Genomic DNA, 22,092 nt, shown 5'->3' with positions numbered 1-22,092 from the left:
GGCTCACTTGCCTCCAAACAAACGTTTGAAGAAGCCGGGTTTCTCGGCGTCAATGAAGCGCATGGGTTTGTCTTCGCCTAAAAAACGGTCGATCACATCTTTGTAGGCCTCCGACACATCGCTGTTGGCCATGTGGATGGCCGGTGTGCCTTGGTTGGACGCCTGCAAGACATTTTCACTTTCGGGAATCACACCCAGCAACTTGATGCGCAGAATATCTTGGATGTCTTGCAAGGACAACATCTGCCCTTCTTCCACCCGATTGGGGTTGTAGCGGGTGATCAACAGGTGTTCTTTGATAGGTTCTAAGCCTTCAATGGCACGCTTGGTCTTGCTGCCCAGCATGCCCAAAATACGGTCCGAATCGCGCACCGAAGACACCTCGGGATTGGTCACCACCAAGGCTTCATCGGCAAAGTGCATGGCCATCAGTGCACCGGTTTCAATACCGGCAGGCGAATCACACACGATGTAATCAAAACCCATGCCACTCAAATCGGTCAAAACCTTTTCAACGCCTTCTTGTGACAAAGCGTCTTTGTCACGGGTTTGTGAGGCCGCCAACACAAACAGGTTGTCACACTGCTTGTCTTTGATGAGGGCTTGGTTCAAATTGGCTTCACCCTGAATCACGTTGATCAGGTCGTACACCACACGGCGTTCACAACCCATGATCAGGTCCAAATTGCGCAGACCCACATCAAAGTCAATGACAGCGGTCTTGAAACCCCTGAGGGCCAAGCCGGTAGCGAAACTGGCGCTGGTCGTGGTTTTGCCCACGCCGCCTTTGCCAGAGGTCACAACAACGATTTTTGTCATGGAAAAACTTTCTTGGACGCGATTAAAAAATTAGCATTTGAGGGCAGTGATCAGCAATTTGTCCCCATCGGGGCCCGATTGCAAACACACCTGGGCCACTTGCCCCAAAACATCTTTGGGTAAGGCATTTTCGCTGGTGCGGTAAACACCCGCGATAGAGATCAATTCTGGCTCCATGACCTGGGCAAAAATTTGGGCTTGCGTGTTGCCACGAGCGCCCGCAATGGCTTTGCCACGCAAAGCACCATAAACATGGATATGCCCGTCAGCAATCACCTCGGCACCCGCATTGACCATCGCCAACACGATCAAATCCCGGCCTTTGGCGTACACCTGTTGACCTGAACGCAGTGGCTTGTCAATGACCATCGCACCCAGTGGCGCAGCCAAGACAGGTGTGGAGACGGCAGGAACAGGTGCAATGGCTTGTGGCAATGGGTCTTCAACGGGCAAAGAACGCCGAATACGGGCATCCGAGGCGTCCACCAAGCCCATCCCCTTGGCTTTCAACAAAAGCGCTTCATGGGCGCCTTTGATGGCCAAGGGAACCAATTGGTGTTCCCTCAGTGCCGCCATCAGTCCTTGCAAATCCAGTGTTTCATCCGGTCCAAGACCCAAAGCACCCACATCCACAACCACAGGATCTTGGTCAAAAAAGCCAGGGGTTTCGGCCATCTGCTGCTTCAATGCAGCAGAGACGGCTTGGATGTTGGTCGTTTTGAGCAACAAAGCCAACAAAGACAAATCAGCGCTTTTGATGTCGTAACAGGGCAGTGAAGGGTCTTCTGAAACGATCGCCATGGTGCAGTTTGAGATGGAAAGACACAAATCTTAACAGCGCACTTCTTACTTGTTGTCTCTCTATAGTTTTATATCTTTAAATAGTCGTAGTAGTAAGCACAGGGCTGTTCTGTGTACAACTGCCTTTTCATCAGCATTGACAGTCACTTATGGCATTTCCAAGGGTGTGGGTGAGTGTGATATTTTGCTGTCACGACAAAATGAACAACTTGCTCAAGACAGACCAAGCTGTGGATAACCGACATATTCCATGTTTTTTATCCACAGATTTATCCCAGTTGGTTTTCAGCCATCGATCCACCATTGAATGACTCCTTTGGCCACAAAACCGAGCATGCCGAAAGCCAGACCCAAGAAAATAACAAAGGTACCAAATTTGCCAGCTTTGGACTCCCAAGCCAGCTGCATGACGATGAACAGCATGTAGAGCATGAAAGCGCCCACGCCAATGGTCAGGCCAAACCAGGCGAACTGTTCTTCTGTGAAATGCCACATCAAACAGCCTCCTGACGGGGCATGCGCTCAGGCACATCGCGGGTGTCCACCAGGGCGCGGTAGGCATGCCAGGATGCATGGCCCAAGAGAGGCACGATCACGATCAGGCCAATGAATAAACTCAAAATACCCATCAGGCTCAAGCCCATGATCAAAAATGCCCACAACACCATGGGCATGGGATGGGTCAGGACCACCTTCCAGCTGGTCAGCACGGCTTGCAAGGTGTTGAGCTGGCGGTCCAACAACAAAGGCATGGCCACCACACTGGAAGCAAAAACCGGTGCCGCCATCAGACCGCCCAGCATCAGCCACAGCTCAAACAGGTAGCTGTCGGTGTTGAGCACCACATGGTGAATGAAATCCATCGGGGTGTGAATCGGCACTGGCGCCAGCAGGGTGATCAGGGCCGATGACGTCAAGACCCAACCTGTGCCCGCCAAAGCCAGCAACACACCAAAACGCACCAGGCACCAGTAACTCACAGCTTCGTTGTTTTGCAGTGTTTGCCATTGCGTCCAGGTCTTGAACAAAAGTCGCAGGTTCACGGCCTCGTTTCTTTCGATGGCGCGGCTCATCGCGTACAGGCTGGTGGCCAAAACCGGTGCCACAACCAAGAAGCCCGACACCGCGCTGGCCAGCAACCAGAACCGATCGTGTGCCAGCCAAGTGATCAAGCCGCCACCGATGGCCATGACCAAGCCATGGGCCAGGCTCAGCCAAGGGGCGTGGAATATGTCTTTCAGGCCCAGAGAGAGCCAATACAAAGGTTGCTTGCCGTCGATGGGCAAAACGGCAGGTAAGTTCAAACGCTTAAGTTGGCTTGGCGGATCATCCGGTGCTGGGTCAGAGGAATCATCAGGAGGAGGAGAGGCATGTGTCATGCAAGCGAGCTTACCTGCCAAGCCACCGTTGAACTTGACTTGCATCAAACGGCAAAAGGCTGCCAGGCAGCCTTTTGCATTCAACCGAGACGGTCATCAACCGGCCCAGTGGCGCTCAATGGTGACCGTGACCTCGTGGGTGGCCCATCGCGTGCATGCCAGCCCCGTTCATCATGCGGGCAGTTTCCTGGTCAAACACCTGTTTTTGATCGGCATTCAAGCTGGCGTAAAAAGCCTTGGTTGCTTCGGCGCGTTGCTGCATGTGAATATCGCGTTCGGTTTTCATGGCTTGCATGCGGTCCAAGCGCTCGGGCGTGGTCATTTTTTCAAAGCTTGCACGTTCCGGCCGCGCCATGTGGGCAGGGTACTGCATGGACTGGGTGAAACTGTTCCACGTGGGCTCTTGAGTGGCTTGCAAGTTCAGTTTGGACTTGAGTTGGGCCAAGTGTTGGGCATGGCGCACGGCTTGGTTGGCGTGCATTTTTTCCATGCGCCCAGCACGGGTGTTTTCGGTGGGTGCCGTGGTATTTTGGGCCAAGGCCAGACCGCTCAGACCGGCCATCAAGGCCGTGGCGATCAAGGTGGTGCGAATCGATTTCATGGAAACATCCTTTGGTTGATGGGATGCATGCAGTCTGATCCGCCCATGTATCCGGGTTGTGCCCGGATGCTGCTGATTTGTAAAGATCAGGTATTTTTATTCTTGCAGGTGTTGATGCCCAGCAGGCTGTAGGGCGGGCACCAACCCGTCAAGCCTGTGGCCAAAGGCACCAGGCCCAGCCAGCCCCAAACGCCCACGGTGCCTGTGGCTGCCAGTGCGATCAAGACCAGACCGCCCACGATGCGGATAACACGTTCGATGTTGCCAATGTTTTGGGTCATGTGAAACTCCTAGGGGATCAAAAAATTCAAGCGCTAACGCGGTAACCTTCGTCGGCAATGGCTTGTGCCAAAGCTTCGCGGTTTTTTTCAGAATCCACTTGCACGCTGTTGTGTGCGCGGTCGATCACGACCTTGGCCTGTGCGTCCAAAGTCAACAAAGCTTGGGTGACTGCTTTTTCGCAATGGCCACACGTCATGCCCTCAACGGTGAAAATTTGGTTCATGATGCATCCTCTTCAATGAACTGCACACGACCTCTTGGGGTCTTGTCTGAGCATAGACCAAAAAAGGCTTCTTGCCATGACACAGATCAAGACTGAACCCGCCATCACCTGCGACATCGGCATCGGTGGGATGACCTGCGCATCTTGCGTGGCGCGGGTTGAAAAAGCGTTGAAAAAAATACCCGGTGTGCTCAGTGCCACGGTCAACCTCGCCACCGAATCGGCCCGCATCGAAGTGGCATCGCTGGATGTGACCGACGCACGTTTGCGCCGCGCTGTGCGCGATGCCGGTTACGAGCCCCGCACGCCCGAAGCACAAGCCGATGCAGGCGCTGATTCACCGTGGACAGGCTTCATGCCGGTTGGCGTGGGCCTGTTGTTGACCACCCCCTTGGTGCTGCCCATGCTGGCCGAGTTGTGGGGCCAGCACTGGATGCTGCCCGCTTGGTTGCAATTTGCGCTGGCCACGCCTGTGCAGTTCGTGTTGGGTGCCCGTTTTTACAAAGCCGGCTGGCACGCGCTGAAGGCGCTCACGGGCAATATGGATTTGCTGGTGTCCTTGGGCACCACCGCAGGTTGGGCCTTGTCCGTCTGGCTGTGGCTCACAGCGCACGAGGGGCACGCGCCACACCTGTACTTTGAAGGCTCGGCCGTCGTCATCACTTTGGTGATGCTGGGCAAATGGCTGGAGACACGTGCCAAGCGTCAAACCACCGAGGCGATCCGCGCCCTGCACGCCTTGCGCCCCGACAAGGCGCATTGGATGAGCCAAGACGGCGAAGTCGATGTGCCGGTGGACGAAATTCTGGTGGGCGACCGGATTGTGGTGCGGCCCGGCGAGCGTTTTCCGCTGGACGGCGAATTGGTCGAAGGCCAAACCCAGGTGGACGAATCCATGCTGACCGGCGAGCCTTTGCCCGTAGCCAAGGCGCTGGGCGCGGCCTTGACGGGCGGCTCCATCAATGGCGAAGGCCGTGTGCTCATGCGCGTGACAGCCGTGGGGCATGAAACTGTGCTCTCGCACATCATCCGCTTGGTGGAAGACGCGCAAGCGGCCAAAGCACCCATTCAGCGTTTGGTGGACAAAGTGGCCGAAGTGTTTGTGCCCGTGGTGCTGTTGATCGCCTTGCTCACTTTGGGTGCGTGGATGGCGACGGGGGCCGATTTTGAAACGGCGCTCATTCATGCGGTGGCCGTGCTCGTGATTGCTTGCCCCTGCGCCCTCGGCTTGGCCACGCCCGTGGCCATCATGGCGGGCACGGGCGTGGCGGCCAAGCACGGCATCTTGATCAAGGACGTGCAGGCGCTGGAGTTGGCGCACCGCGTGCAAACCGTGGCCTTTGACAAAACCGGCACGCTCACTGTGGGCCAACCGCGCTTGCTGGCCCATGTGGCCGCGCCCGGACACGATGCGCACATGGCGCTGGCATTGGCCGCACGCGTGCAAAGCGGCAGCGAACACCCCTTGGCCCGTGCGGTGGTGAGCGCGGCTGAACAGCAGGGCCTGGCAGGCCCCGTTGCCCAAGACCTGCAGGCGGTGCCCGGCAAAGGCGTGCTGGCCACGGTGGATGGTCGGCAGTTGTTGTTGGGCAGCTTGCGCTGGCTGCAAGAAGAAGGTTTGGACATCGGCGTTTGGCTGCACGACATCGAAGCCTTGCGGGCACAAGGCGCCAGCCTGTCGGCCTTGGCCGAGCGCACCGACGTGGGCTTGCGCGGCCTGTTGCTCATGGGCTTTGGCGATGAGCCCAAAGCGGGCGCTGCTCAAGCCTTGACCGCATTGCGCGAGCGGGGCCTGAAGCTGGTGATGATTTCCGGTGACAACCAAGCCGCCGCCGAAGCCATGGCGCGCCGACTGGGCTTGCGCCCCGAAGCAGGAGAGGTGCTGGCCGATGTGCTGCCCGGCGACAAGTCGGCGCAGGTGCAAAAACTGCGCGCGGGTGGCCAGGTGGTGGCCATGGTGGGCGATGGGGTGAACGATGCACCCGCCTTGGCCGCGGCCGATGTGGGCATGGCCATGGGCAATGGCACCGATGTGGCCATGCACGCAGCCGGCATCACCCTCATGCGCGGCGATGTGGCTTTGGTGGGCGCGGCGCTCGACATCTCGGCCCGCACCGTGGCCAAGATCCGGCAGAACCTGTTTTGGGCCTTTGCCTACAACGTGGCGGGCATTCCCTTGGCCGCTTTGGGCTACCTCAACCCCATGATGGCGGGTGCGGCCATGGCGCTCAGCTCGGTCAGCGTCATGGCCAATGCCTTGTTGCTCAAGCGCTGGAAACCCTGAAAGCGCGCACAAGCTGCGCGCTTGTCAAAACATCCACTTGGTTCCGAGCGTCAACAGGTTTTGTCCGCCTTGACGGCCGATGCTGGTGTCCAGCTGCAGCTTGGGCAAGATGCTGGTGCGCAAACCTGTGGCCCAGGTGGGTTTGCCCTGCTGTTGGCCATAAACCTCCACATGGGCGGTGATATCGCCATACGCACGCTCCCAAGCCAAGCCCCATGTGCCGATGCGTTGGTGGCTGGTGACATCCAGCGCCCCCAAGTTGGTGTGCAAGCTGCCCAGTGTGGCGTGGTTGCAGCTGAACAAGGCGTTCACATAGCCTTTGGATGCCTCACCCGTGGTGCGGGCGGTGCCCAACACAGCGCCCACATTGCAACCGTTTTCTTGCGACGGGGTGATGCGGAACTTGGCCTGAACGTTCAAGGTCTCAAGCCCTGTTTTTTGTTCACGCGCCAGGCCTGCACCCAGCTCGACGTTTTGCATGGGCGCATAAGCTGGGGCGACGGTCCAGCTGCGCGAGCCATGGGGTGCGCGTGTCCACCAGCCTTCCACGTGGCCTTCACCCACATCGTTCACGCTGGCGTCGTCCACGGTCAATGGCCGACCAGCTTGGACGCTGAACATGCCACTCAAGCCCAGCAACAGAAACAGGACTTGGGACCATTGGTTTTGGGTGCTCATGTCGGGCCTTGTGATGACAAAAAGGGGTAGTCGGTATAACCCGCATCGCCGCCACCGTAAAAAGTGGCGCGGTCGGGCGTGTTGAAGGGGCCGCCTTGGCGCAGGCGTGCGCCGAGGTCGGGGTTGGCGATGAAGGGGCGGCCAAACGCGATCAGGTCCGCGCCACCTGCCAGAGACTGCGTGGCCAAGCTCAGGTCGTAGCCGTTGTTCAGCATCCATGCGCCCCGCCCGCCCGCCTGGGTGTAGGCCTGGCGCAAAGCAGCGTAGTCAAATGGCAGATCGCCTTGCTGGTGGTCGCGTGCGGCGCCAGTGGAGCCTTCAATCACATGCAAGAAGGCCAAGTCCATGGGGGCCAACAAGCGCACCACATGTTCAAACAGAGGCTGAGGCCGATCGTCGCTCACCCCGTTGGCGGGCGTCACGGGCGACAGGCGGATGCCTGTGCGCGGGCCACCCACTTCGGCCACGATGCCTTGCATCACCTCTTGCAAAAAGCGGGCGCGGTTCTCGACCGAGCCGCCATACGCGTCGGTGCGGTGGTTGCTGCTGCTGCGCAAAAACTGGTCGATCAGGTAGCCATTGGCCGCGTGCACTTCCACACCGTCAAACCCGGCGGCGATGGCGTTGGCTGCAGCGCGGCGGTAATCCCGCACGATGCCTGGCAGCTCGGCGGCGTCGAGCGCACGCGGCGCGGACACGGGCAAGAACTTGGCTTGGCCGTCCACCAGCAGGACGGTTTTCGTCTCGGCCGTGAGGGCCGATGGCGCCACAGGCGCCGCGCCACCGGGCTGCAAGCTGGTGTGCGAGACACGGCCCACATGCCACAGCTGCATCACGATCTTGCCGCCTTCGGCGTGCACCGCATCGGTGACCTGTTTCCATGAAGCCACTTGTTCGGCGCTCCAGATGCCGGGCACATCGGCATAGCCCTGGCCTTGGTGGCTGATGGCCGTGGCTTCGGTGACGATGAGGCCCGCCCCCGTGGCTGGGTTGGCGCGTTGGCGGTAATAGGTGGCCATGCGGGGATTGGCCAGCGAGCCGGGTGCGCGGTTGCGCGTGAGCGGGGCCATCACGATGCGTGAGGCCAAAGCGATGCTGCCGACTTGGCAGGGTTCAAACAAGGCGTGCATGGGGTCCTCAAAGGGTGTAATCGGGGCTTTCGCGCTTGAGCTTGCGCAGCAGCGAAGGCCAAACAAAGGCGCCGCCCAAGCCACCGGTTTGCACCCGCATGGCGTGGGCCACGCCGGTCAGGACTTGTGGGTCCACCGCCGTCAGGTCTTTGGGGCCTGCTTGACCTGCTAGCGCATCGACCTGGATGCGGCAGGTGTTCTCGAAGGTGTACATCGACAAGAAAGCGTCGGCAATGGTTTTGCCCACAGTGAGCAAGCCGTGGTTGCGCAGCATCAGGTAATTGGCCGAGCCCAGATCGGCCTGCAGGCGCAGCTTTTCTTCGTCGCGAATGGCCACGCCCTCGTAGCCATGGTAGGCCAGCGAGGCCAGCACAAAAGTGCTTTGCTGGCTGATGGGCAGCACGCCGTGCGCCTGCGCGCTCACGGCCACCCCGGCCCGGGTGTGGGTGTGCAGCACGCAACCGGCATCGGGCCGTGCCTCATGTACTGCGCTGTGGATCACAAAGCCTGCCGGATTCACAGGGAAGGGGCTGTCTTGCAGCTTGTTGCACTGCATGTCCACCTTCACCAGACTGGAGGCGGTGATTTCGTCAAACATCAGGCCGTAGGGGTTGATCAGAAACTGGTGCTCATCGCCCGCCACCGATGCGGGCAGTTTGGCGCTGATGTGGGTGAACACCAGATCGCTCCAGCCATACAGCGCCACCAACCGATAGCACGCGGCCAAGTCCAGGCGCAGTTGCCATTCATCGGGGTGAACGCTGTCTTTCAAAGAGGGAATCTCAAACGCCATGGCGATGCTCCGGGGACAAAAAACTCAGCTTACCCATGAACAGCCGAGCCGGATGACGTCTTGGAGACTGGCTCACCGAAAGCAGATTCAGGCATCAGGGCGGGTCAACTTTTCAAGTCGGGTCAGGTAAGCGCGCGCAAACTGACCTTGGTCGTCCTGCGGCCCGCACATTTCCAGGGACGCTTGCAGTTGCCCGCAAACGGCCGGGCGTTCAGGGTGCCCAAAAATCCGGCAGCGCAGTTGGGCGTCCAGCTGCACACAGGGCACGCCCGCAGGTTTGCCATGGGGCATGCCTGGAATGGGCGAGGAGATCGACGGTGCGGTGCAGCACGCGGCGCAGCCGGGGCGGCAGGACAAAGGCATGGGGCTCAGCGTGGCCACAGGGCCCACAGTTGCAGAGGCTGCTTCATGCGCCCGGCCAATTCACCGGCTGCCGGGCCGGAGCCCGCGTAATAGTCGGCACGCACCGCGCCCACAATGGCGGTGCCGGTGTCTTGGGCCAACACCAAGCGGTCAAGTCGGGTTTGCGGACCGCTGGACTTCAACCACACGGGCGTGCCATAGGGAATGCTGCTGCGGTCGACCGCGATGGAGCGCTCTGCGGTCAGGGGCACGCCTTGTGCACCTTTGGGGCCGGGCGGCACATCGCCGACAGGCAAGGCTTCTTCCTTGAAAAAAACCACGCGGGGGTTTTGCCAGAGCAACTCGTTCACACGCGAGGGATTGCGGTCAATCCACGATTTGATGCCGGGCCAAGAGGCGTCGCGAATCAGGTTTTGGTCCAGCAACCAGCGGCCAATGCTTTTGTAGGGTTGGTCGTTGGTGCCAGCAAACGCCAGGCGCACCCTGCGTTGGCGGCCATCGGGTTCGCGCACGTCGATCAAGCCTGAGCCCTGGATGTGCAGCACCATGGCATCGACCGGGTCGGCCAAATGGACCAAGGCCTTGCCGCGCAGTGCAGCCCGAGCCGCAGGCAAGGTGTCGATTTCTTGCCGGGTGTACCAGGGTTTGCGTTTGCTCAGACCGTCGGGTGGGCCATACAGCGGCACACGGAAGCCTGGGCGCGCATGGCGCTCGGCTTTCAAGACGGGCTCATAGTAAGCCGTCAACAAGCCCTCGTTTTGCTGGGTGTGTGACTCCACGCGGTAAGGTTGTAACCTCTCGCGCAGCCATTGGCGCTGCGTTTGCACGCTGGCTTGGGCCAGCTGCCGAACCTCCGGGCACAGGGCGGCCCAAGGTGGGCTGGGCCGGGTGCAGCTTTGCACCCATGCGGGCCAGGCTTCGTGCACAGCGTCTTGTTCCAGTCCAGGCAGATCGGACCAGGGCACCGGTACCCAGCGGCTGGTCGCTTGCATGATCACAGGGGGCAGTGGCGCGACAGCCACTGCGGCAGGCGCGGCCAATGGGCCGGCGCGGCTGGGTTCATCCAGCACGGGAGCAACGGCGCAAGCGCTCAGGCTGCCTACAATCGCAACCAACAGCCAGCGGGGACCTGCGCGGCCAACACGAAGAAATGGAAACTTGATCATGGCGCTTATTTTGCTGGAAGCCTTGTTGGCCCTGGTGCTGTTCGTCGTGATTGTGTGGTGGACCATGTTTTCTGGCCGAAACAAGGGTGAATTGCCACCGGTCGACCCCAAAGACCCAGACGATCCAAAGCCTTGACTGGGCGGGGGGCGAAACGGGCTCAGTCCAGCAGTGTGCCGGCGCCTTCAAAGCGCTGGGCGTAGTAGCGGTTGTTCAGCTGGTCCATGCGCACGCCGGTGCGGGGGTTGCTGGCGTGCACAAAGCGGCCATCGCCCACATAAATGCCCACATGCGAATGCCGCGCCCCCAAGGTGTTGAAGAACACCAGGTCGCCAGGTTGGATGCGGGCGCGGTCGATGGGGCGTGATTTCTGGCCCAAGTCGGCCGAGCTGCCTTTGACTGGCAAGCCCGCCGCTTCACGGTAGACATGCGAGACCAGACCGGAGCAGTCAAAGCCTGTGGCCGGCCCTCGACCTCCCCAGCTGTAAGGCGTGTCCAGCAAGGACATGGCAAACAAGGCCAGGTCATTGCGTTTGGGGTGGTAATCGGTGCTGGCAGCAGGCTGTGATGCAGAAGGCATCTCTGACGCCGCCACTGGCGCAGTTCGCTGGTCTGTCCGCACCGGGGCAGACGAGCAGCCCACCACAAGCCAGGCCAAGCCCGTGAGCACGGTGATCAGGCTTGTGCGGGCCAGGGCCTGCATGGGGCGCGCGTTGTGGGTCGGCTGCCTCATGTCAGTGTTCGCATCAGGTTGGCCAATTCGACGGCAGACTTGACTTCCATTTTGTCGAAAACGCGCGAGCGGTGCACCTCGACCGTGCGCACGCTGATGTCGAGTTGGTCGGCGATCAGTTTGTTGGGCAGACCTTCCACCACCAAGCGCATCACATCGCGTTCTCGGTCGGTCAACTCGCCCAGGCGCGATTGCAAAAAGCCCTGCTGGGTGCGTGCATTCAGGCGATCCTGGGACAGGCGCAGGGCCTGCTCCACCCGGTCGACCAAGGCATTGTCCGAGAAAGGTTTTTCACAAAAATCGAACGCCCCGCGCTTGACGCTGTCCACCGCGGTGGGGACGTCGGCATGACCGGTCAGGAAAATCACAGGCCAAGCCTGCGCCATTCCGCTGGCTTGCAGGTGTTCAAACAAGACCAGACCACTCATGCCCGGCATGCGCACATCGAGCAAGATGCACCCCGCCTGTTGGGGCAGGGGCGAGGCGTTGGCCACGGAAGCGGCTTTTTCCAGCATGTCGAGAAAGGCCTCGGCGCTGTCATAGGACTCGCTGAGCAGGCGCCGCGTGCGCAACAGCCAGGCCATGCCTTCGCGCACGCCGATGTCGTCATCGACGATGTAGACCATGCTGTCAAAAGGGGGGTGCATGGCGCGATTTTAGGTGCTGTGCATGGCAGGGCCGCCCGCTGCGGGCAGCGTGAAGCGGAACACGGTGCCCTTGGGCTTGTGTGGCTCAAATTCCAGCTGGCCCCCGTGCTGTTCGACCACGGTGCGGCACAGGCTCAGGCCCAAGCCCATGCCTTCGGGCTTGGTGGTGAAGAAGGGGTTGAACAGCTGGGCGGCCACATCGGGCGCAATGCCCGCGCCCAGGTCCGTGACTGAAAAAGCCACGCCCACGTGGCCCTGCTCAGGCGAGGCCAGTTGCACCTGCAGCACCAGCACCCTGTCGCGGCAGTTTGGCCAATCCATGGCCTGCATGCCGTTGCGTGCCAGGTTGAGCAGGACCTGCTCGACCATGGTGCGGTCACACCACACGGCAGGCAGTCGGGCATCCGCCCGCATGTGCACGCGCACCTGCAGTTTGCGCGCTTGCAGGTTGACCAGCGGCGCGATGGCGTCCAGCAGGGCCTGAGGTTGCACGGCTTCGCGGGCCTGGTCGCGGCGGCGCACAAAGTCGTGCACGCTGTTGATGACGCGTCCGGCGCGCTCGGCCTGCTCGGCGATGCGGCGCAAGGCCATGTGCACATCGTCCAGGGTTTGCGGTTCGGCCTGCGGGTCCTTGAGCAGGTTGAGCGAGCCGTTGGCATAACTGGCGATCGCGGCCAAAGGCTGGTTGAGCTCGTGGCTGAGCAAGGACGCCATCTCGCCCACTGTGGCCAGGCGAGCGGTGGCTTGCAGGCGGTCCTGGCTGGCCCGCGACAGCTCTTCGATGCGCCGCTGCTCGCTGATGTCGATGACCGCGCCCATCCAACCGGTCTGCTCGCCCTGCACGCTGATCAGTGGCGCTTCGATGATCAGCACCGGAAAACGCGTGCCGTCCTGGCGGATGAAGACCGATTCGAAACCTTCCCTGGGCGAGGCATTGCCCGCCATGCGGATGGCCTGGCGCTGTTGGTATTCGTCCACCATTTCGGGGGGCCAATAGGGCATGGGGGCGTTCTGGCCGATCAGGGCGTCGGCCTCCCAACCCACCATTTGGCAAAACGCCGGGTTCACGTAGGTGATGCAGCCTTGCAGATCGCGGGCCCTCAGGCCCGTGACCAAAGAGTCTTCCATGGCTTTGCGAAACGCCAGCGCATCGGCCAGATCACGTTCGGCCTTCTGGCGCCGGCGTGCATCCTTGGTCAGCAAAACCATCACCGTGATCAGCGCCATCGACATGCCGGTCACCAAGGCGGTGAGCACATTGGGAAACAGGGCCGGCTCGCCGCGTCGGCCGTCCATGCGCAGCAGCAAAGTGTTGCCTGGCAAATCGACCAGTTGCTGGCTGGTGAACACACGCCGCTCGCGCCGCTGGGCACCGGCAATGGCCAAGCGTGTCCCGTCCGGCTCAACGAAAGACAATTCGTTCCTGCGCCCAAAGGTGCTGCCCAGACGCTCGTTCAGCAACTCCTGCAGACTGTAGGTCACCACAGTGAAGCCCAACCATTCCCCGTTTTGTGTGACCGGCAGACAAAGCTCCATGACTTCGATGCCCAGGCCGTCGTTTTGGGGCAGGAAATAGGTGCTGGAATAAGCGGGCCCATTCAGGCGTTTGGCCCGTTGGCAGGCTTGGTTGGCCTCGTTCAGGACGTCACTGCGCGCAATGCGCTCAAACGCCGGTGCACGCAGGGGTGAGTCGGCAAACGCCTGCAGTTGCCAGGCTTTGTCGCGCCACTCCACGCGCAACCAGTCGCGGTTGTTGCGCAACAAATCCAAGGCCGAAGGCGGCCAGCTGGCAGGTGACAAAGACCCCGATTGCAAGGCTTGCAAGGCCTGAATCTGCCGTGACAGGCTGCTGCGCAAATCTCCTACGGCATCGGCGGTGTCGCGTTCCAGCTCGGCTTGCACCTGACTGGCTTCGTAGCGGCCGGCCAGCCAAACCAGTGTGGTCAGCACAGCCAGCACCAAGGCGATCAGCGCCGCCCACAAAGAGCGGCGCCCTGATCCCCAAGGCAAAGCTTCATCGAGTTGGGCACGGATCCTGTTCCGGTGCTTGTGCCAAGCGTTCATCAGGCCAGTGGCGCCGAGCATTTTCATGGGGCTTCAAGGCGGGTTCATGCCAGCAGGAGGGGTTTTGATATCGCCCGCGCTGTTGACTTTGGTGACCCGGGGGTCGGCCCAGCTGCCATCGATCAGGAATTCCTGGGTGTTGGCCTTGACCAAGGGGTTTTGCAAGAACAACTGCGCCAGAAAAGACGTGAGGCCCACCACGGGATTGACCGCAATGCCTGCCACCAATGACGCCGTGCCCGCATCGAGCTCAGGCAGGATCACCACCCGCAGCTTTTGGGTTTCCTGAGCGATGTCGGCCGATCCGTCGAGTTGAACCAAGGCGTTCACGCCCTTGATTTGAAGGTTGCGCGTGTAAGCGATGCCCTGGGCGATGCTGACGTCGCCACGCACCGAATCAAAAGTGAAGCCTTCAGAAAACACATCGCGGAAATCCAGCAACAGGCGGCGCGGCAAGGCTTGCAGACTCAGAACCCCCAACAACTTGGCGACCCCGGCGTCGGCTTTGAGGAACTGACCTCGGCCCATCTTGACGGCAAATTGGCCGGACATGCTCGGGTAATGCAAGGCCAAGGGGGAGCCTTGCCAGCTCACAGCACCTTCGAGTTGACCCGCCCCGCCACGCAAGGCGTTGGGCGTGCCCAGGCGCGTGAGCAATGCGCCAGCGTCTGAAATGTCCAGCTTGAAATTCATTTCTGTCTTGCGCTGCTGGCCCCCATCGGCCGTGGTCAGCCAACGCCCGGTGCTGCGAAAGCTGGCCTCGGGGACGGTGATGTTGAATTTGTTCAACTGCCATTCGAGGTTGGCTTTGCCCCGGGTTTTGGGCGGCTCGGTGTTGAGGGCTTCGATGTCGATGCGCCCGAGTTTTTTCCCGCGCAGCTCCAGCTGTTCCACCACAATGTCCAAAGAAGGCAGGTTGGCCGGTGGTGCTTCGAGCAGACCTTCGACTTCGGCCACGCTGGAAGGCGGCAAAATCAGGCGCGACAGGCGTGCGAAGAGGTGGCCCAGTTGGTCGCCGCTGGGCTGTCGGTAGACCACGTGGCCATTGAGTTCTCGGGCATCGACATTGACCCGCCACGAGTTGCCTTCGCGCAAGCCACCTGCCACCACTTGGTGCAAGGTGCGGCCATCGGCGGTGAGTGTGTTGGCCTGCAGACCGATGCGTGTGGGGCCATAGGCTGACCACGCTGTTTTGCCCGTGGCTTTTTGGCCTGCTGCACCTTGATCGGCGGGCAGCAGGCTTTCCCAGTCTTCGAGCGAAAAACGGTCCAGCGCCACCGCTGCGCTGACCCCAGTGGCGGGCAATGTGGGGGCTTGCGCCGCCGGCAAGCCCAGGGTGAGGCTGCCGCGCAAGACGACGGGTTCTGCGCCCGACAGATCACGCACATAGAGGGCCGAGGCCACGGTGCCCCACTCCAGCTGCAATTGGTCCCGCAAGGCGTTGCCTGAACCTTGCACGCGCGTGCGCAGTGAAACGGGCAAGCTCGCGTTCGCTGCCTTGCCCAGTGGGGCGGGCAATTTCAGGGCCAGGCCTTCCAGTTGGCTTTGCAGCGCGAATTCGGGTTGCCCTTGGCGCCAGCCCAGTTGTGCGCTGAAGCTGGTGGCACCGCTGGCGTGTTGCGCCCATTCATTGAGCGGGCTGAATTCTTTGGCTTGGCGAAGCCCTTCGGCCGTCACTTGGCCTTGGGCACGCAACTGCAGCGAGGTCTCTGTGTTGGACGCACCCGGGGTGGGCCGCATGCCGCCTTCAATCCGAACCGCCCCACCCAACAGGCGCGCTTGAGTGCCGCTCAGGCTGAAACCAGATTCGCTGAATTGCACCGTGCCTTGGAGTTTTTCCAAAAGTGGTGTGTCGGCCGTCATGCGCACATCGTTGCTGCTGAGCACCACCGAGCCTTGCAGTTTGGTGTTCTGGGGTGTGAGCAGGGGCACCGCCAGTTTGAAGCGGGTTTGCACATTGCCGGTGGCCTGGGTTTGCCGCAAAGCACCCGACAGCATGGCATCCAAAGGCGAATTTTGCACCAGCGTCAGCACCTGTGCTGCTGCGCCTTTGTTCTCGGCCGAGACATTCAGCACAGGGTTATTGAGCATGTCGGCGATGTCGGCTTGACCCGCGCTCAGCGTGAGACCGGTGCGTGGATCGCCCGCGCGGGCGGAGGCGTCGCTCAGTTTCATGCCCAGGCGGTCAAAGACGAGCTGGCCCGTCAGTTGGTGCAAGCGTGGCCAGGGCAGGCTTTTCGGGGGCAGCAAGGCCGCAGGAATGTAATCCAGCTCCACGTCCTGGATGCGGCCAGCCAACCTGAAATCACCCGCTTTGGGGTTGGCAAATGGCAGTTTGGCCAGATCGCCTTTGACCTTCACTTGCACGTCCGAATAGACCCCTTTGAGCACCGCGTCCCGCACGTATTGCCGCACGTTTGCGGGCACTGACAGGGGCAGGTAGCGGTAAGCCCTTGCGGCATTGGCTCGTTTGATCTTGCCCTGCAGGTCCAGCACGCCCGGGCCATGGCCTTCGGGTGTGGGGTGCCATTGGCCTTGCCATTCCCCTTGCAGGTCGGCATTGGCCAGCTGAAGCTTCCAGTCGGGCACGTGCCACTGTGCAGCCTCGCGTTTGAACACCGCGTGCGCATGCAAAGACTGAATGCGCACTTCGGCGTCTTCCAGAACGCCAGGCAGAAACACGGCCCCGTCATTGGCCATGTTGACCTCGATGCGACCACCATCTTGGTTCAATTTCAGTTGGACCTGTGCGCCTTGCACGCCGGGCCGCTGCGGGGAGGTGTCGCTTGCGCGTGCGGTCGATGGTGGCAAAGACAAACCGTGCAGTGTGAGCTGTCCGTCATAGCGCTGTGGTGTTTGCCAGTCGCCCTGCCAGCGCCACTGCAAAGCGTCGACCTGTCCGGTGACCTTTTGGTGTTGCAGCCGTTGATGCCAATCGTTAGGCAAAGGCAGGCGCAAGGCCACATCGCGCAGGGCCGACAAGTCCAGCTGATCGGCTTGCAGCTGACCGCTTGCCGGGTTGTTGCCTTGTGGATGGGTATAGGTCAGCGTGACATTGCCACCAGGCCAGGCCAGGCCTTGGTCGCTCACAAAGGCCAAGTGCTGTGTCGAAACCTCAAAGCCCAGTGGATGGACGCGGCCCGCCAAACGCCCCGACAAACGCTCAAAGCCCAGGGGGGTTTCACCTTCTGGGCGGGTGGTCTTTAATCCCGTCAGGTGGACATCGGCCACGCCGCCAGCCCATTGGCCGTTGTTCACGTCGTTCCACAGGCGCATGCTGCCTTGACCCGACATGAGTTTCATCTCTCCGGGCATGTAGGGGCTCAGCTGCGCGGCATCAACGTGCGGGAAGTAGGTGTAGACCTGACCCGTCCAGTCGGCCCATTGGCCGGGGTGCATGGACAAGAGGTTGCGTTTGAAGCGACCGATGGTGACAAAGCGTTCACCCCAATTGTCGGGAGGGGTGGCGTCCAGGCGCACGTCGTGGTGTCGGGCCGAATTGCGCAGCACCAGATCCAGGTCGCGCAGTGACAGGCTGGCCGCCGCCGTGTCTGTTTGTGTCGGGTCTTGGGCTGCTTTTTCGCGGCTCCAGTGCAGCGTGCCGCCCCGCACGATGACTTCCCGCTGCGCAAACAACCAATCGGCTGCGGCCTTGTCACCGCCTTTTTGCGCCGTCCAATCGAGGCCCCCTACCCGCCAGTGGCCGTTGGCCATCTGCCGCACATCGAGTTCGGGCCCATCCAGCACGAGCTGTTCCAGTTTCAAGTCGAGCACCGAGCGCACGCTGATCGCGATCGTGACTTTGGGCAGTCGCAGTGCGGTGCGGCCTTCGGGGTCGAGCAGTTCGATGTTGCGCAACTCAAAGGAGGGCGCCCAGCCGGTTGACTCGGCCGAGATCTCGCCAATCTTGACCGGAACCCCGATGCTTTGTTGGGCCAAGCGCTCCAGCGCGGGACGGTGCTCCCCGATTCGCGGCACAATCCAAAAATGCAAGGCAGCCCAGGCCATCCCCAATAAGACGCCCAGCGCCAACAGAACCCAGGCCACGGCCCGCATCAAGCGGGACAGCACAAGGGTCAGGCGGGCAAAAATGGGCAAAGAGGACACAAACATTTGAATCAGAAAGTCAGCAGGAATTATGACTCGCAGCCAGCCCATGGATGAGGCACCCGCCGCAAACGATGTCAGTCTGGTCGATTTGCCTCTGTATTCACGTTTTGTGCAGCGTTTGCATCGCCGTTATGGTGCCGAGTTGCCCCTTTTGCCGCCCGGGGCCCCCACACGCGACAGCCTGAACACCGCCTATGCCGCTTTGCAAGCCAAGGGCCTGGACACCAGCGCGGCCTTGCGCGTGCTGCGACAGCTCACGCTGGAGCGCCTGGCCTTTTTGGACTGCAGCCGCCAAGCCGATTTGTCGGCGGTCACGCACGGCATGACGTGGCTTGCCGAAGTCACGCTCGACATCGCTTGGCAGCAAGTGATGGCCGATCTGGACGCCCTGCACGGCGCGCCCACCAAGGCCTGCGGCCAGCGCGCCGAGATGTGGATCATCGGTATGGGCAAGCTCGGTGCCCGCGAGTTGAATGTGTCCAGTGACGTCGACCTGATTTATGTTTACGACGAAGACGGCGAAACTTTGGGCAACAGCGAGGGCCGCAACAAGGTCTCGTGCCAAGAGTACTTCACCCGCGCCGTCAAGCGTATGTACGCCCTGATCGGCGACACCACCGAGCACGGCTTTGTGTTCCGTGTCGATCTGGCCTTGCGCCCCAACGGCAACTCTGGCCCCAGTGTGGTCTCGCTCGATGCGCTGGAAGAGTACTTGCTGGTACAGGGCCGCGAGTGGGAGCGCTTTGCCTGGATGAAAAGCCGTGTGGTCGCCCCCCGCACAGCGGTGCTCAAGGGCTCGGCCCAAGCCTTGCGCGGTGTGGTGTTGCCCTTTGTGTTCCGCCGTTACCTCGACTACAACGTGTTCGAGTCGCTGCGCACCCTGCACCAGCAAATCCGCGACCACGCGTCCAAGCGCAGCGCGGGCCATCCCGAACGCGCCAATGACGTGAAACTCTCACGCGGCGGTATCCGCGAGATCGAGTTCACGGTGCAGCTTTTGCAAGTGGTGCGCGGCGGCCAGTTTCCAGAACTGCGCACCCGCCCCACGCTGGACGCCCTGCAGCGCGTGGCCAAGGCCGGGCTCATGCCCCAGGCCACCGCCGATGCCTTGGGCGCGGCCTATGTATTTTTGCGCCAGGTCGAGCACCGCATCCAGTATCTGGACGACCAACAAACCCATGTGCTGCCCACCCGAGACGACGACCTGGCCTGGATCGCGCAGACCCTGGGACACGCCAACGCCTGTGCTTTTTTGAGCGAGCTGGACGCGCACCGCGAGGTGGTGGCGCAAGAGTTCGACACCCTGCTGGGCGGCGACCGGGAATGCAAAACCTGCAACGGCAAGAACGGCAAAAACAACCGCGAGCATGCCGAGCTGGACGCGGTGCTGGGCGACTTCAAGGGTCGGGTGCGCGAGCGCTTGGCGCAGTGGGCCGACAACCCGCGCGTGCAGTCCCTGCGCGACGATGCCAGGGGACGCCTGATGCGTCTGCTGCAGCGCACCGCCCAGTGGCTGGACGTTGGGCGCGTGAGCGACGAAGCCGTGCTGCGCATGGCCGACTGGATCGAGCCTTTGCTGCGCCGGGAAAGCTATCTGGCGTTGATGCTGGAGCGACCCTCGGTGCACGAACGCCTGCTGCGCCTGCTGGGTGCGGCCAAGTGGCCCGCCCGCTACCTGCTGCAACACCCGGGGGTGATCGACGAGCTGGCCGGAGGGAATTTGTTTGACAGCCGCTTTGATGCGGTTGAATTCGAGGGCGAGTTGCAGGCCCGCCTGGCGGCGTTGCAGCGCACAGGCGAAGACGACGAGGAAAGCTTGCTCAATTTGCTGCGCCGTGCCCACCATGCCGAGCAGTTCCGCACCTTGGCACGTGACGTGGAAGGCGTGCTCACGGTGGAGCAAGTGGCCGACGATCTGAGCGCTTTGGCCGATGCCGTGCTGCGCGTCACAGCCCGCTGGTGCTGGAGCCGCCTGAAAACCCGCCACCGCGAAGAACCGGCCATTGCCATCATTGGTTACGGCAAGCTCGGAGGCAAAGAGTTGGGTTACGGCAGCGACCTGGACATCGTGTTCGTTTACGAAGACGAGGACGAACGCGCACAGGAAATCTATGCCGCCTATGTGCGCAAACTGATCAACTGGATGACCGTGAAAACCGCCGATGGCGACCTGTATGAGATCGATACGGCACTCAGACCCAATGGCAACTCGGGTCTGTTGGTCACACGTTTTGAAGCCTATGCCGACTACCAGCAGCAGCGCGGCAGCAACACCGCCTGGACCTGGGAACACCAGGCCATGACGCGCGCCCGCTTTGTGATGGGGCTGCCAAGCCTCGCCCCGCAGTTTGACGCGGTGCGCCACGCCGTCATCAGCGCCCCGCGCGATGCGGCCAGCCTCAAAGCCGAAATCGTGGCCATGCGGGACAAAGTGCGCCAGGGCCACCCGGTCAAGGCCGATCGCTTTGACGTCAAACACAGCCCCGGCGGCATGGTGGACGCCGAGTTTGCCGTGCAATACCTGGTGCTGCTGCACACCGCCGCCCACCCCGAGCTGGCCGACAACGTGGGCAACATCGCTTTGTTGATCCGCGCCGAAGCCGTGGGTCTGCTGCCGCAAGGCATGGGTCAGGCCGCCGCCAACGCCTACCGCGAGTTGCGCCGCGTGCAGCACCGTGCCCGCTTGAACGAAGAGCTCACCGACGTGCCATTGGAGCAGCTTGCGTCTGAGCGCGAAGCGGTCTTGGCGCTGTGGCATTTCGTGATGCACTGACACAGCTTATGGAGGCGCTGCCATGGCGGCCCATGACCTTGTGGCGTTCAAGTGCAATGCGAGCAGGCATGGTCAACCGCTAAACTTGTTGAGCGTCAGCCTGGCGTGCAGTCAAGGGAAGTGTCATGAAAAAAAGCGGTGTTTGGGTATGGGCAAGTGCATGGGTGTGGGTCATTGCGGGGCCTGTGGCCTTTGCCGCTGAAGAGGGCAAAGCCCCCAGCGCCCCCAAACCTTCCCTCACGGTCACGGTGACCACCCCCCAAACGACCAGTCTGGCGCAAAAAATCAGCGCCAACGGCAACTTGGCCGCTTGGCAAGAAGCGGTCATCGGGGCCGAGGCCAATGGCCTCAAGATCACCGAGGTGCGCGTGAACGTGGGCGACCGGGTGCAGCGCGGCGATGTGCTGGCGGTTTTGCAGGCCGACAGCGTGCGGGCTGAGTTGGCGCAGGCCGAAGGCCTGTTGGCCGAAGCGGCTGCCAGCGCCCAAGAAGCCAAAGTCCAAGCCGAGCGCGCCCGCAGCCTGCAGCAGCAAGGTTTCTTCAGCAATGCGCAGTTGAGCCAAGCGCTGGCCACAGAGGCCTCGGCCATGGCCCGCGTGCAGTCCGCCCGTGCCATGGTGCAGTTGCAAAACGTGCGCCTGTCGCAAGCCCAGGTGCGTGCGCCCGATGCGGGGGTGATTTCGGCGCGGCAGGCCACCGTGGGCAGCGTGGTGGGCGCTGGCACCGAGCTGTTCCGCCTGATTCGGCAAGGCCGCATGGAGTGGCGCGCTGAAGTGACTGCCGCCGAAATCGGTCGCATCCAGGTGGGCGCTCCGGTGCAGATCAAAGCCGCCAGCGGCCAGATGCTGCAAGGCAAGGTGCGCATGGTGGCCCCATCGGTCGATGTGCAAACCCGCAACGCCATCGTGTACGTGGACTTGACCGCGGCCACCGGCAGCGCCCGCGCAGGCATGTATGCCCAAGGCCAGATCGCGGTGGGCCAGAGCCAGGCGCTCACGGTGCCTCAGGCGGCCGTGGTGGTGCGTGACGGCTTCAGTTATGTCTACACCGTGGGGGCTGACCAAAAAGTCAGTCAGCTCAAGGTGCAAACCGGACGCCAAAGCGATGGCCGTGTGGAGGTGAGCAGTGGCCTCAAAGCCGATGCCCGCGTTGTTGCCAGTGGGGGCGCGTTCCTGAACCACGGCGACACCGTGCGTGTGGTGGAGGCGCCAGCCCCGCAAGCCGCTCCCGCCACCAAATAAAGGGACG

Annotated in this window: 20 protein-coding genes; 4 read left to right on the top strand and 16 right to left on the bottom strand. The window is 61.7% G+C overall.

The window, feature by feature from the left end:
• Positions 1-3: 3 nt before the first annotated feature.
• The 7 genes from minD to LHAB_RS04385 all read right to left on the bottom strand — a co-directional run bounded on the left by minD (position 4) and on the right by LHAB_RS04385 (position 4,105).
• The gene (minD, locus tag LHAB_RS04415) at positions 4-819 is read right to left on the bottom strand and encodes a septum site-determining protein MinD (RefSeq protein WP_090044153.1); all 816 of its coding nucleotides are present in this window, start codon (positions 817-819) and stop codon (positions 4-6) included.
• 30 nt (positions 820-849) lie between these two features.
• Complete coding sequence (minC, locus tag LHAB_RS04410) at positions 850-1,620, bottom strand: septum site-determining protein MinC (protein WP_090044152.1); 771 nt, start codon at positions 1,618-1,620, stop codon at positions 850-852.
• Positions 1,621-1,905: 285 nt separating this feature from the next.
• Complete coding sequence (locus LHAB_RS04405; protein ID WP_194943090.1) at positions 1,906-2,115, bottom strand: DUF2788 domain-containing protein; 210 nt, start codon at positions 2,113-2,115, stop codon at positions 1,906-1,908.
• Positions 2,115-2,999, bottom strand: coding sequence for a DUF2189 domain-containing protein (locus LHAB_RS04400; protein ID WP_090047663.1), 885 nt, complete (start codon positions 2,997-2,999; stop codon positions 2,115-2,117). The genes LHAB_RS04405 and LHAB_RS04400 overlap by 1 nt, the downstream gene beginning before the upstream one ends.
• Before the next feature lie 115 nt (positions 3,000-3,114).
• Complete coding sequence (locus LHAB_RS04395; RefSeq protein WP_090044150.1) at positions 3,115-3,600, bottom strand: Spy/CpxP family protein refolding chaperone; 486 nt, start codon at positions 3,598-3,600, stop codon at positions 3,115-3,117.
• Positions 3,601-3,686: 86 nt separating this feature from the next.
• Positions 3,687-3,881, bottom strand: a complete 195-nt coding sequence (locus LHAB_RS04390; protein ID WP_090044149.1) for a YgaP family membrane protein — start codon at positions 3,879-3,881, stop codon at positions 3,687-3,689.
• 26 nt (positions 3,882-3,907) lie between these two features.
• Positions 3,908-4,105: a heavy-metal-associated domain-containing protein gene (locus tag LHAB_RS04385; protein ID WP_090044148.1), complete on the bottom strand. Its 198-nt coding sequence runs from the start codon at positions 4,103-4,105 to the stop codon at positions 3,908-3,910.
• A gap of 76 nt (positions 4,106-4,181) precedes the next feature.
• On the opposite strand from LHAB_RS04385, the gene LHAB_RS04380 reads away from it, so the two are divergent.
• Positions 4,182-6,389, top strand: coding sequence for a heavy metal translocating P-type ATPase (locus tag LHAB_RS04380; RefSeq protein WP_090044147.1), 2,208 nt, complete (start codon positions 4,182-4,184; stop codon positions 6,387-6,389).
• Positions 6,390-6,413: 24 nt separating this feature from the next.
• Here LHAB_RS04380 and LHAB_RS04375 read toward each other — a convergent pair whose 3' ends face one another.
• The 5 genes from LHAB_RS04375 to LHAB_RS04355 form a co-directional block, all read right to left on the bottom strand.
• The gene (locus tag LHAB_RS04375; protein WP_090044146.1) at positions 6,414-7,067 is read right to left on the bottom strand and encodes a hypothetical protein; all 654 of its coding nucleotides are present in this window, start codon (positions 7,065-7,067) and stop codon (positions 6,414-6,416) included.
• On the bottom strand, positions 7,064-8,197 hold the full coding sequence (locus tag LHAB_RS04370; RefSeq protein WP_090044145.1) for an alkene reductase: 1,134 nt from the start codon (positions 8,195-8,197) through the stop codon (positions 7,064-7,066). Before LHAB_RS04370 ends, LHAB_RS04375 begins: the two co-directional genes overlap by 4 nt.
• Positions 8,198-8,204: 7 nt before the next feature.
• Entirely contained in the window at positions 8,205-8,990 is a 786-nt protein-coding gene (locus tag LHAB_RS04365) for a class II aldolase/adducin family protein (protein ID WP_090044144.1), read from the bottom strand.
• Between the two features lie 87 nt (positions 8,991-9,077).
• Positions 9,078-9,353, bottom strand: a complete 276-nt coding sequence (locus LHAB_RS04360) for a YkgJ family cysteine cluster protein (RefSeq protein ID WP_090047661.1) — start codon at positions 9,351-9,353, stop codon at positions 9,078-9,080.
• A 5-nt stretch (positions 9,354-9,358) separates the two neighbouring features.
• Positions 9,359-10,519, bottom strand: a complete 1,161-nt coding sequence (locus LHAB_RS04355) for a murein transglycosylase A (RefSeq protein ID WP_228763343.1) — start codon at positions 10,517-10,519, stop codon at positions 9,359-9,361.
• Between LHAB_RS04355 and LHAB_RS14620 the strand changes: the two genes are divergently transcribed.
• Entirely contained in the window at positions 10,518-10,655 is a 138-nt protein-coding gene (locus LHAB_RS14620) for a hypothetical protein (protein WP_194943227.1), read from the top strand. The two genes, LHAB_RS04355 and LHAB_RS14620, sit on opposite strands and share 2 nt — an antisense overlap.
• Before the next feature lie 22 nt (positions 10,656-10,677).
• On the opposite strand, the gene LHAB_RS04350 is transcribed toward LHAB_RS14620, so the two are convergent.
• From LHAB_RS04350 to LHAB_RS04335, 4 genes are read right to left on the bottom strand one after another with little or no spacing between them, the layout of a single operon-like run.
• A complete protein-coding gene (locus tag LHAB_RS04350) occupies positions 10,678-11,250 on the bottom strand; it encodes a C40 family peptidase (protein ID WP_228763342.1) in 573 nt (190 codons plus the stop codon).
• On the bottom strand, positions 11,247-11,897 hold the full coding sequence (locus tag LHAB_RS04345) for a response regulator transcription factor (protein ID WP_090044142.1): 651 nt from the start codon (positions 11,895-11,897) through the stop codon (positions 11,247-11,249). The genes LHAB_RS04350 and LHAB_RS04345 overlap by 4 nt, the downstream gene beginning before the upstream one ends.
• Before the next feature lie 9 nt (positions 11,898-11,906).
• On the bottom strand, positions 11,907-13,988 hold the full coding sequence (locus tag LHAB_RS04340) for a sensor histidine kinase (protein WP_090044141.1): 2,082 nt from the start codon (positions 13,986-13,988) through the stop codon (positions 11,907-11,909).
• A gap of 6 nt (positions 13,989-13,994) precedes the next feature.
• Positions 13,995-18,074 (bottom strand): YhdP family protein, encoded by a 4,080-nt coding sequence (locus LHAB_RS04335; RefSeq protein ID WP_090047657.1) that lies wholly within the window; start codon positions 18,072-18,074, stop codon positions 13,995-13,997.
• 25 nt (positions 18,075-18,099) lie between these two features.
• Here LHAB_RS04335 and glnE point away from each other — a divergent pair, with 25 nt between their 5' ends.
• Positions 18,100-20,844 (top strand): bifunctional [glutamate--ammonia ligase]-adenylyl-L-tyrosine phosphorylase/[glutamate--ammonia-ligase] adenylyltransferase, encoded by a 2,745-nt coding sequence (gene glnE / locus LHAB_RS04330; protein ID WP_194943089.1) that lies wholly within the window; start codon positions 18,100-18,102, stop codon positions 20,842-20,844.
• Between the two features lie 125 nt (positions 20,845-20,969).
• Entirely contained in the window at positions 20,970-22,085 is a 1,116-nt protein-coding gene (locus LHAB_RS04325; RefSeq protein WP_090044140.1) for an efflux RND transporter periplasmic adaptor subunit, read from the top strand.
• The last annotated feature ends 7 nt before the right edge of the window (positions 22,086-22,092 follow it).

This window comes from Limnohabitans sp. 2KL-27 (genome assembly GCF_001269345.1).
Classification (GTDB): Bacteria; Pseudomonadota; Gammaproteobacteria; order Burkholderiales; family Burkholderiaceae_C; genus Limnohabitans_A.
This window is presented reverse-complemented; position numbering and strand designations above follow the sequence as displayed.

Coding starts and splice junctions, on each gene's coding strand:
- minD (WP_090044153.1), bottom strand. CDS start 819: ATGACAAAAATCGTTGTTGTGACCTCTGGCAAAGGCGGCGTGGGCAAA.
- minC (WP_090044152.1), bottom strand. CDS start 1,620: ATGGCGATCGTTTCAGAAGACCCTTCACTGCCCTGTTACGACATCAAA.
- LHAB_RS04405 (WP_194943090.1), bottom strand. CDS start 2,115: ATGTGGCATTTCACAGAAGAACAGTTCGCCTGGTTTGGCCTGACCATT.
- LHAB_RS04400 (WP_090047663.1), bottom strand. CDS start 2,999: ATGACACATGCCTCTCCTCCTCCTGATGATTCCTCTGACCCAGCACCG.
- LHAB_RS04395 (WP_090044150.1), bottom strand. CDS start 3,600: ATGAAATCGATTCGCACCACCTTGATCGCCACGGCCTTGATGGCCGGT.
- LHAB_RS04390 (WP_090044149.1), bottom strand. CDS start 3,881: ATGACCCAAAACATTGGCAACATCGAACGTGTTATCCGCATCGTGGGC.
- LHAB_RS04385 (WP_090044148.1), bottom strand. CDS start 4,105: ATGAACCAAATTTTCACCGTTGAGGGCATGACGTGTGGCCATTGCGAA.
- LHAB_RS04380 (WP_090044147.1), top strand. CDS start 4,182: ATGACACAGATCAAGACTGAACCCGCCATCACCTGCGACATCGGCATC.
- LHAB_RS04375 (WP_090044146.1), bottom strand. CDS start 7,067: ATGAGCACCCAAAACCAATGGTCCCAAGTCCTGTTTCTGTTGCTGGGC.
- LHAB_RS04370 (WP_090044145.1), bottom strand. CDS start 8,197: ATGCACGCCTTGTTTGAACCCTGCCAAGTCGGCAGCATCGCTTTGGCC.
- LHAB_RS04365 (WP_090044144.1), bottom strand. CDS start 8,990: ATGGCGTTTGAGATTCCCTCTTTGAAAGACAGCGTTCACCCCGATGAA.
- LHAB_RS04360 (WP_090047661.1), bottom strand. CDS start 9,353: ATGCCTTTGTCCTGCCGCCCCGGCTGCGCCGCGTGCTGCACCGCACCG.
- LHAB_RS14620 (WP_194943227.1), top strand. CDS start 10,518: ATGGCGCTTATTTTGCTGGAAGCCTTGTTGGCCCTGGTGCTGTTCGTC.
- LHAB_RS04355 (WP_228763343.1), bottom strand. CDS start 10,519: ATGATCAAGTTTCCATTTCTTCGTGTTGGCCGCGCAGGTCCCCGCTGG.
- LHAB_RS04350 (WP_228763342.1), bottom strand. CDS start 11,250: ATGAGGCAGCCGACCCACAACGCGCGCCCCATGCAGGCCCTGGCCCGC.
- LHAB_RS04345 (WP_090044142.1), bottom strand. CDS start 11,897: ATGCACCCCCCTTTTGACAGCATGGTCTACATCGTCGATGACGACATC.
- LHAB_RS04340 (WP_090044141.1), bottom strand. CDS start 13,988: ATGAAAATGCTCGGCGCCACTGGCCTGATGAACGCTTGGCACAAGCAC.
- LHAB_RS04335 (WP_090047657.1), bottom strand. CDS start 18,074: ATGTTTGTGTCCTCTTTGCCCATTTTTGCCCGCCTGACCCTTGTGCTG.
- glnE (WP_194943089.1), top strand. CDS start 18,100: ATGACTCGCAGCCAGCCCATGGATGAGGCACCCGCCGCAAACGATGTC.
- LHAB_RS04325 (WP_090044140.1), top strand. CDS start 20,970: ATGAAAAAAAGCGGTGTTTGGGTATGGGCAAGTGCATGGGTGTGGGTC.